Raw genomic sequence first — 9,669 nt, forward strand, 5'->3', positions numbered from 1 at the left:
GGGGCAGGCGCGGTGCCTTCAGCAGGTGGCCCAGCAGCACCTCCGCCGGGTGGCTCCCGCTGAAGGGCAGGCGCCCCGTCACCAGCTGGTAGCCCATCACTCCCACCGCGTACAGGTCCGTGCGTGCATCCACCTCCAGGCCACCACACTGCTCGGGGGCCATGAACTCCGGCGTCCCCAGCAACATCCCATCCTGGGTGGGCGTCATGCCCATCGGGTAGCTGAGAAACTTGGCGATGCCAAAGTCCAGCAGCTTCGCCCGGTAGCGCCCGCCGCCCAGCGGCACCAGGAAGACATTGGCCGGCTTGAGATCGCGGTGGATGACACCATGGCCATGAGCCGTCCCTAGCGCGTCACACACCTGGGAGAGCAGCTCCACCGCCAGCGCCGGCTCCAGCGGAGCGCGCGCAAAGGAGGCCAGGCTCTGCCCCTCCAGGTACTCCATCACCAGGTAGGGACGCCCGTCCCTCATGTCGAGGTCATAGAGCGTGACGACGTTCTCGTGCTGGAGGACCGTCAGCGTGCGCGCCTCAGAGAGGAACCGGGCCACGAGCCGCCGATCCCGCGCCAGGTGCGCGTGGAGCACCTTCACCGCCACGCGCTTGCGGATGAGCGTGTGCTCGGCGAGCCACACCGTCCCCATCCCACCTCGGCCAATCTCTCGCACCACCTCGAAGCTGCCGAACTTCTGGCCCAGGAAGTCGTCCCGGTCCGGCGCCAACGCAGGCTCCTGGGAAGTCCCCGCGCCTGGCCCAGCCCGCCCCTCACCCGAGCGGATGAGCGTAGGGCAGTCCGCGGATTCCCGGTGCGGACTCTCGCAATGGCAGGCAGACAGAGGTGCGTGCACAGGGCTCGACTCAGGAAGAGGGAAAATCGGCCGGGGACCCACCCAGCGCCCGGACCTGGCTCTCCCTTTGCGACAAGCATGCCGACCTCGGCTCACATGCTCCCAGCGCGCAGGACCCCCTCAAGCGGTTGATCGGATTCAGATTTTGGACACTCTTGGGGGATGGCTCTCGTCCTCAAGGGCAGGGCGGTGAGGCAGGCGCCGGTAAAAACTTCCGCCGGTGGGAAGAAGAATTTTCAGCCTCATGTGGGAGGGCGAGCGCCTCAGTGGGCAGCCTGACTCAGGAGCGTGGCCACTGCCGCGACGAGCTCCTCGGACACCGCGTGCGGGCGCTCGTCCTTCTCAAGCCCTGGAAACCCAGCGGCGGCCAGCCGCTCCGGCACAGACTCCCGCCGGCTGGAGCGCAGCGGCAGCTCGACGGTGAAGGTGGAGCCCATGTCGGCCCCCTCACTGTGGACGGTTACCGAGCCTCCGTGAAGCTCCACCAGGTGCCGCACGATGGCCAGGCCCAGGCCCAGGCCTCCCTGCTCCCGGCCGATGTCGCCTTGCCGGAAGCGCTCGAAGACGTGGGGCATCAGCTCGGGCGGAATGCCCTTGCCCGTGTCGCGCACCGTCAGCTTCATCTTGTCCCCGTCCCGGCCCACCGCCAGCCACACGCACCCGCCGCGATCGGTGAACTTGATGGCGTTGGTGAGCAGGTTCCACAGCACCTGCTGCAGCCGCGTGGCGTCCGCCAGGACGCTCTCGGTGAGCGGTCCCAGCTCCGCCTGGAGCAGCACGCCCCGTGCCTCCGCCGTCGGGCGCACGCTCTCCAGCGCCGCCTCCACCACCTCGCGCAGCGACACCTCCTTCAGGTTCAGGAGCAGCTTGCCGCTGGTGATACGGGAGACGTCCAGCAGGTCCTCCACCAGCTGGCGCTGTACGCGCGCGTTGCGCTCGATGGTCGCCAGCCCCCGGCGCCGGCCGGACTCGTCCAGGTCGTCGCGCTTGAGGAGCATCTGCGTCCACCCGAGGATGGACGTGAGCGGCGTGCGCAGCTCGTGGGAGAGCGTGGCGAGGAACTCGTCCTTGAGGCGGTTGGCCTCCTGGGCCGCGCGCTGGGCGCGCTGGGCCTCGCGGTAGAGCAGCGCATTGTCCATGGCCACCCCCGCGCGGCGGCCCAGCTCCTCGGCCAGCGCCAGATCCCTCGGATCATACCGGTGGCGCTTGCCGGCGATGACGAAGGTCAGCACGCCGAAGTTCCGCTCCCGGGCGCGCATGGGCACGTGGATGCAGGACTGGAAGCCCACCTCCCGCAGCAGCGCCAGGTGCTCCGCGTCCGTCACCTGCCCGTGCAGCAGCGCGTCCGGCACCTCCGGCAGCAACTCGGGCTTCCCGGTGGCGAGCACGTGCCCCACTCCCGAGGCGGCCCCGCTCCGGGGCGGGTAGCGCTGGTGCAGCTCCAGCACCCGCTCGGCCTTGTGGGACTCCACATGGGCCACCGCCACGCGGATGAGCCCCGCCTCGGGCTGCTCCGCGTCCAGCACGTCCACCGCGCACCACTCCGCGAAGCGAGGCACGACGAGCTGGGCCAGGCGCGCGAGCGTGGCGTGGAAGTCCAGCGAGGAGGAGAGCATCACGCTGGCGTGGGACAGCAGCTGGGAGACCTGCTGGCTGCGGCGCTCATCGTCGATGTCCGTCGCCGTGCAGAGAAAGCCCCGCCACTGCTTGCCCGGGCACGGCAGCGGCGTCACGCGCAGGCGGTGCCAGCGCCAGACCTCCCTGCGGCCCATCCGGTGCTGCGCCTCCCACGCGTTCCCCGTCCGCAGGGCCTCGCGCCACCCCGCCTCCACCGCCGCGCGCTCGTCCGGGTGGACGGCCCCCAGGAAGGCCTCTCTCGAGTCCACCGGCTGCGGCGCGCTGATCAGCTTCATCCACGCCGGGTTGCACCAGGCCTGCGTGTCATCCGGCCATGCGGCCCACACGGCCTGAGGCATCGCCTCCAACAACGCGCGCGAGTGCGCCTCGGTCTGGCGCAGCAGCAGCTCCCGCTCTTGCTCCCGCAGCTGCCCCTCGCGCCGGCGCAGCTGCTCCTGCCGCTGGTACAGCTCCACGAAGACGGCCACCTTGGCGCGCAGCACGTCCGGATCCAGGGGCTTGAGCAGGTAGTCCACCGCACCCTGCGCGTAGCCCCGCAGCACCTGCCGCTCGTCGCTCTGGCTCGCGGTGAGGAAGAGCAAGGGCACGTGACGGCCACGCTCGTGGGCCTTGATCAGGCGCGCCGTCTGGTACCCGTCCAGCCCTGGCATCTGCACATCCAGCAGGATGGCGGCGAAGTCCTCCTCCGAGAGCCGCTGGAGCGCCTCCGCGCCAGAGCGGGCCTGCACCATGCGCTGCCCGAGCGGCTCCAGCGCCGCCTTCAACGCCACGAGGTTCGCCGGGTGGTCATCCACCAGGAGGAGGCTCGCGACTGGAAGTTCTTCCCGCATGTCGGATATTCCCCACCCGTGGAGCGCACAAAGCCCCCACGACATGAGGATTGAGACTCGAATCGGCAAGTGGATCGCCCCGCCGATCTTCCGAGTAGGGGCGTTTTCCCGCTCTGGGGCTGGGCACCAAGGCGCACGGAGTGTTGGCTCCGTGTCACTCCGGCCTCAGGGGACGCGGCCGCGTCCGGCCCGGTTCTTGTCCCAGATGGCGTAGAGGATGAGGAGGAAGGACACGAGCCGGAGGAAGTAGATGTAGTGGCGCCGCTCGTCGTCCACCTGCAGCAGGCTGAGCGCCGTCCAGTTGAGGGACATCACCCCGAAAGCGAACGCGAAGAAGGCGAAGAGCCGGTCCTTTGAAGTCTTCCAGAAGCGCAAGAAGAAGAGGGCGCAGGCCAGGCAGGCCAGCACGAGCCCGCCGTTGACCATCGTCTTGAGCACGAACACGTCCCCGCTCATTGCGCGTCCCAGATGAGGCCGTAGAGCAGCGTGGCCACGCCCACCAGCGCGAGGGAGCTGCGCCAGAGCGACAGGTCTACCGTCGGTCCCGTGATGACCAGATCCACGAAGAGCAGCACGTTGCTGAGGGCCAGCGCCACGAAGCACAGCCCGCTCCACAGCAGCAGGCGCAGGTTGGAGCGGGAATAGCCTCGGAGCAACAGCACCGCGCACGCCATGCTCGTCAGCGCACAGAGGATGTAGACCGCCTCAGCCATGGTCGTCGTCCTTGTCCCGCTTCAGGCGGAACGCATCCGCGAACCCTCGCACCTTGTCGAGGGGCTTTGAGAAGATGAACGAGATGACGCTCACCCGCCGCGTACTGTAGGTCTCCTGCAGCTGCGCCACATCCTGCGCGTCATCCGAGCTCGCCGGGTTGTAGCGGTAAGTGGGGGGATTCCCCGCGGCCACCAGCAACCGGCGCGCCTTGAGGTCCTCCAGCCGTGCGTTCGCCGAGGCCTCGGTGATGCGCAGCTCCTGGCTGACATCGCGCGCATTCCAGTCCCGATCCGCACGCGCCCGCAGCAGCAGCAGGACCTCCAGCTTCTCGATGGAGTCGATGTGCGTCGAGATGAACCGCTGAACCCGCGGGGGGATGACCGCGTCACTCACACGCCCACCTTGCCCACGGTGGTTGGTAAATCAATCTTTTCTTTTCGTTTCCGTACAGGCGTGTTCACGCCTGGGCAGCCCGCCGCCACTCGGTCGCCTGCGGCTCGCGCGCCCAGGGGAGCTGGACCCGGAAGATGGACCCCTTGCCCGGGCTGCTCTCCACCGTCACGGAGCCCCCCAGGACCGCGACGATCTCGTGGACGATCCAGAGCCCCAGCCCGAAGCCGCTGTAGTGCTCATGGGGGACGGCGCGCTCGAAGCGCTCGAAGATGCGGCGGCGGTCCTCATCACGGATGCCGATGCCCTCGTCGCGGACCTCCAGGGTGGCATGAGTGGCCTCTTCCCCCACGGTGAGCTGCACGGGCGCTCCGGCGCCATACTTGAGGGCGTTGGTGAGCAGGTTCGTCACCACTTGATCCACCCGGCTGCGGTCCCACTTGCCGATGACGGGGTTCTCCGCCCGCACCGTGAGCGGGCAGCCAGCCCGGGTCGCCTCTTCGGAGAAGCGGGTGGCTACCTCTCGCACCACCGCCGCGAGATCCACCTCCGCCAGCTCGAAGTCCAGCCGGCCTGCGTTGATGCGCGAGATGTCCAGCAGGTTGTCCACCAGCTGCGCGAGCCGGCTGACGTTCTGATCCAGCGTCTCGAGCTTCGCGACGTACTGCGCCACCGGCACGGGCTCCTCGTTGCGCCGGGCCGCGGCGAGCAGGGCGCCCTGGATGTGGACCTTGAGCGAGGTGAGCGGCGTGCGCAGCTCGTGGCTGGCGATGGAGAGGAAGTCGTCGCGCACGTGCACCGCGCGCTGGAGGTTCCTCTCGGTGACGTGCAGCGCCGTCACGTCCAGCAGGGCCAGCAGCACCGTCTCCGGGCGGCCATGCATCTGCGGCAGCCGTGAGGAGAAGGCCAGCGCGGCGCCATGCTGCTCGCCATGCCGCCACTCTACGGGCACGCCGGAGAGCCGCTCGCCCCGGGAGGCGCGCGCGGCCGGCAGGGCCTCGTGGGGCAGCCCCCTGCCCTCGCTGTCGGTGAAGGCCACCTCCGGGTGAAGCTGCCGCGCCTCGCGGTAGATCAAGCACCCGTCCGCCAGCTCCTGCGCGGCGCGGTTGGCGAAGAGCGTGTGCCCCGTGCCCGGCTCCAGCAGCGCCAGGGGCGTAGGCAGCGCGGCCAGCACCGCCTCCAGCCACCGCTGCTGGTTGCGGCCCGTCTCCATCTCCTTGCGCAGCAGCTCCTCGCGCCACCGGGAGCGCTCCACCTCCAGCCGCTGGTGGGCCTCGGCCAGCTCCCGCTCATGGTCCCGCCGCTGCGCCTCGCGCAGGGCCTCCGACTGGCGGCGCAGCATCTCCGTCTTCCGGAAGAGGTCCACGAAGACATTCACCTTGGAGCGCAGGATGTCCGGCTCGTACGGCTTGAGCAGGTAGTCCACCGCGCCCACCGCGTAGGCGCGGAACTCGGGCACCTCGCCGCGCGAGAGGGCGGTGAGGAAGAGGATGGGCGTGTTGCGACTCTTCTCGCGCTCGCGAATGAGCTGGGCCGTCTCGAAGCCGTCCATCTCTGGCATCACCACGTCCAGCAGCACCACGGCGAAGTCCTGGTGCAGCAGGTGGCGCAGCGCCTCGCGGCCGCTGCGAGCGGTGACGAGCTGCTGCCCCAGCGGGGAGAGCGTGGCCTCCAGCGCCATCAGCCCCTCGGGCTGATCATCCACGAGCAGGATGGCGACCTTGTCCCTGTACTGTGAGCTCATGGCTGCACCTTCATCCTCGGCACATAGGACAGCCGCACCAGCCAGTCCTTGACATCCTTCAGAGGCACGCGCTCCACACCTTCCACCGGGTCCCCTTCACCCATGACGGCGACGCGCCCTCCGCGCGAGCTCAGGTTGGACAGCCCTGCCCACCCGTCCTCATGCCCGCTGAAGAGCAGGCCTGCGACGGCCGGGCCGTAGGCATCCGCGGCAGACTCGAAGAGCGGATCCATGGCAGGCCGCTGGCCATGCTCGGCCGGCTCGCGGGAGAGGCAGACGCCGCTGCGATCCACCAGCAGGTGGTAGCCCGCGGGCGCCAGATACACCCGTCCCGCCACGAGCTCGTCCTTGTCATCCGGCTCGAGGACGGGCAGCGGGCAGCGGCGCGCCAGCGAGCCGGCCAGCAGCTCCTGAGGGCCGCGATGAACCGCGAGCAGCACGGGCACAGGCAGTCGCGGCGGCAGCGAGGCGAGCAGCGCCTCCACCTCGGCCGAGGCGCCCTGTGGCGCACCCACCACCAACAGCCCGAGGAGACTCATCCCGTCCTCCGGAACACGCGGCCAGTGCCTTCCAGCTCCTCGTACGCCCTGGCATAGGGCGTGCGAGCCACGGACTCCTTGCGTCCCAGGCCCAGGAACCCGAACCGCACGAGGCTCTCGTAGAGACGCTCGTGCGCGCGGCTGGCCAGCGAACGGTTGTAGGCCAGCAGTGTATCCCGGCAGAGGATGACCTGGAACTCGTTGAAAGAGGCGTCCGTCGCCAGGTTGTGCTGGGTGAAGAAGATGCTCTCCCGGAGGGTCGGGTGAAGCACCGCCCAGTCCCCGTCCCGCGTGTAGTAGTCCGTCAGCGCGCGCTGACCGCCGGCCTCCCGGTAGTTGCGCGCGTCCTCCTCACCCGGCAGCCGCAGCACCCCGTTACGCGCGTCCGCCAGCAACCCCTCGCTGGCGTCTGAGGCATAGAGGCGGCAGCGCCCCCACAGCCCCTCCTCCATGAGGAGGATGGCCAGAGCGTAGGTGTCCTCACCCGAGGAGCAGCCCGCATGCCACACCCGGATGGAGGGGTAGGTGCGCAGCATGGGCACCACCCGCGTCCGGAAGGCCTGGAAGAAAGCCGGATCGGAGAAGAGGGTGTCCGGCGGGCAGGCCAGCGCGCGCAGCAGTCCCTCCAGGGCCTCCGGGTCGTGCAGCACGCGCCCCTGCAGCGCGGAGAAGGTGTCCAGCCGCTCCTCACGCAGGTGCCGCCGCAGCCGCCGCAGGAGCAGCGGCCGCGAGTGGTTGCGCAGATCGAAGCCGTACTGGCGCCGCACGCCCTCGATGAGCAGCTCCACCTCGAGGGCCTCGAGCTCCGCGCGGTGAGTAACGGCGCTCACTCAGCGGCCTCCGTGCGCTGCGCCTTCGAGCCGCTGCCGCGCGGCGCGTGCAGCCAGACGCGCAGCAGGCTGAGCAGCTTTTCAATGTCCACCGGCTTGGTGATGTAATCGGAGGCGCCGGCCTCCAGACACTTCTCGCGGTCGCCCTTCATCGCCTTGGCGGTGAGCGCGAGGATGGGCAGGTGGGCCAGGCGCTCCATGCCGCGGATGGCCCTCATGGCCTGGTAGCCGTCCATCTCCGGCATCATCACGTCCATGAGGACGAGCTCCACGCCGGGCTCACGCTCCAGCAGGGCGATGCCTTCCTGGGCGCTCTCGGCGAACACCACCTTCATCCCGAAGCGCTCCAGCACGGTGTTGAGGGCGAAGATGTTGCGCACATCGTCGTCCACCACCAGGACCTTGCGGCCCACGAGGAGCGGATCCATGTGGCGCGCCTTCTCCAGCATGCGGCGCTTGGGCTCGGGCATCTGCGCGGGCGCGCGGTGGAGGAAGAGGCTCGTCTCCTCCAGGAGCCGCTCAGGGCTCTGCGCGTCCTTGATGACGATGGCCTCGGCCACCCGGCGCAGCTCCGTCTCTTGAGAGCGCGTCAGCTCGCGGCCCGTGTAGACGATGACGGGCGGAATGGCGCGGCCGTGCTCCGTGTGCAGCTTGCTCAGCAGCTCCGCGCCGGGCATGTCCGGCAGCCCCAGGTCCAGCACGACGCAGTCGAAGCGCCGCTCGGCGATGATTCCCAGCGCGTCGGCCGCGGTGCCCACGGCCACCGTCTGCACATCCTCGCTGCCCAGCAGCTCCACGAGCGTCTTCCGGTGGACCTCGTCATCCTCGACGATGAGGAGGTTGCGGCCCTTGCGGTCCACGAAGTCGCGCAGCGCCTGGAGGGCTTGGATGGCGGCCTCCGGATCCGCGGCGGCCAGGAGGTGCCCCAGGGCGCCCAGGTTGAGCGAGCGCTCGCGATGGTCGGACTCGGAGACGGTGTAGACGGGCAGCGCGCGGGTGGCGGCGTCGTGCTTGAGCCGGTCCAGCACCACCCAGCCGGCCATGTCCGGCAGGTCCAGGTCCACCGCGACGGCCACAGGCCGCGAGTTGCGAGCCATCTCCAGCGCCGCCTCCGCCTCCGTGGAGACCAGCATCTTGAAGCCCACCCCCTGGGCCGCCGCGCGCAGCCGCGCCGCGTGGTCCGGCGCGGTCGTCACCGCCAGCAGCACTGCGTCACCCGCGTGAATGGTGGCTCTGTCATCCTCGATGTCTACCCGGGTGACGACGGGCGCGGGCACCTCCACGATCGGCGCGGGGACCGGGCCTGGGACGGCGATGGCGCCAGGGGCAGGGAACGGGACAGGCACGGAGCCCACGGCAGGAGCTGGCAGCGCCTGGACGCCGGTGACCGCCTTGTCCACCGCGTTCCCCTGCTCCGCGGGCCGGGGGGATATGTAGTTGAGCGGCAGGTAGAGCGTGAAGGTGCTGCCCTTACCCACGTCGCTCTCCAGGCGGATCTCGCCGCCCAGGAGCCGGGCGATCTCACGCGAGATGGAGAGGCCCAGGCCCGTGCCGCCGTACTTGCGCGCGGTGGAGCCATCCGCCTGCTGGAAGGCCTCGAAGATGATCTGGTGCTTGTCCTTGGGGATACCGATGCCCGTGTCCTTGACCGTAAAGGCCACCACGGTGGGGGCGGTGCGGAGGATGGGGTGGTCCGGCGTGAAGCCACCGCGGGCCGCCTGGACGCTGAGCGTGACCTGGCCGCCCTCAGTGAACTTGAAGGCGTTGGACAGCAGGTTCTTGAGCACCTGCTGCAGGCGCTTGGCGTCCGTCTGCGACTCGTGGGGCAGCTCAGGGGCCACGGTGATGCTGAAGTCCAGCGCCTTCTTGTCGGCGATCTGGCGGAAGGTGCGCTCCACGAACTCGCGCAGATCGGCGAAGCGAAGCGGGCCCACGTCCACCGTCATGGTGCCGGACTCGATCTTCGACAGGTCGAGGATGTCGTTGATGAGCTCCAGCAGGTCCGCGCCAGAGGCGTGGATCGTCTTGGCGAACTCCACCTGGCGCCCGGAGAGGTTGCCCTCGGTGTTGTCGCTGAGCGTCTGGCTGAGGATGAGCAGCGAGTTGAGCGGGGTGCGCAGCTCGTGGCTCATGTTGG

General features: G+C 69.6%; 9 protein-coding genes and 2 pseudogenes. All 11 read right to left on the bottom strand.

Going from position 1 to position 9,669, the window contains the following annotated elements; all coding sequences use genetic code 11:
• On the bottom strand, positions 1-721 hold a 721-nt coding region (locus VD972_RS25050; RefSeq protein WP_324991125.1), incomplete at its 3' end, for a serine/threonine-protein kinase.
• A 389-nt stretch (positions 722-1,110) separates the two neighbouring features.
• Positions 1,111-2,463: a GAF domain-containing sensor histidine kinase gene (locus VD972_RS45535; protein ID WP_414654116.1), complete on the bottom strand. Its 1,353-nt coding sequence runs from the start codon at positions 2,461-2,463 to the stop codon at positions 1,111-1,113.
• Positions 2,464-2,514: 51 nt separating this feature from the next.
• Positions 2,515-2,967, bottom strand: a pseudogene (locus tag VD972_RS45540) (PAS domain-containing protein); the annotation flags it as partial.
• Positions 2,962-3,360, bottom strand: a pseudogene (locus VD972_RS45545) (response regulator); the annotation flags it as partial. The pseudogenes VD972_RS45540 and VD972_RS45545, both read right to left, overlap by 6 nt.
• Before the next feature lie 120 nt (positions 3,361-3,480).
• Positions 3,481-3,753 (bottom strand): DUF5985 family protein, encoded by a 273-nt coding sequence (locus tag VD972_RS25060; protein ID WP_324991141.1) that lies wholly within the window; start codon positions 3,751-3,753, stop codon positions 3,481-3,483.
• Positions 3,754-3,767: 14 nt separating this feature from the next.
• Positions 3,768-4,028, bottom strand: coding sequence for a DUF5985 family protein (locus tag VD972_RS25065; protein ID WP_324991129.1), 261 nt, complete (start codon positions 4,026-4,028; stop codon positions 3,768-3,770).
• Positions 4,021-4,422 (bottom strand): hypothetical protein, encoded by a 402-nt coding sequence (locus VD972_RS25070; protein WP_324991131.1) that lies wholly within the window; start codon positions 4,420-4,422, stop codon positions 4,021-4,023. Before VD972_RS25070 ends, VD972_RS25065 begins: the two co-directional genes overlap by 8 nt.
• Positions 4,423-4,486: 64 nt before the next feature.
• A complete protein-coding gene (locus VD972_RS25075) occupies positions 4,487-6,163 on the bottom strand; it encodes a hybrid sensor histidine kinase/response regulator (RefSeq protein ID WP_324991133.1) in 1,677 nt (558 codons plus the stop codon).
• Complete coding sequence (locus tag VD972_RS25080) at positions 6,160-6,702, bottom strand: chemotaxis protein CheB (protein WP_324991135.1); 543 nt, start codon at positions 6,700-6,702, stop codon at positions 6,160-6,162. Before VD972_RS25080 ends, VD972_RS25075 begins: the two co-directional genes overlap by 4 nt.
• Positions 6,699-7,532: a CheR family methyltransferase gene (locus VD972_RS25085; protein ID WP_324991137.1), complete on the bottom strand. Its 834-nt coding sequence runs from the start codon at positions 7,530-7,532 to the stop codon at positions 6,699-6,701. The genes VD972_RS25080 and VD972_RS25085 overlap by 4 nt, the downstream gene beginning before the upstream one ends.
• The coding region (locus VD972_RS25090) for a response regulator (protein WP_324991139.1) at positions 7,529-9,669 on the bottom strand (2,141 nt) is incomplete at its 5' end. The genes VD972_RS25090 and VD972_RS25085, both read right to left, overlap by 4 nt.

Origin of the sequence: Hyalangium sp. (genome assembly GCF_035629615.1) — a bacterium.
In the GTDB taxonomy this organism is placed as follows: Bacteria; Myxococcota; Myxococcia; order Myxococcales; family Myxococcaceae; genus Hyalangium.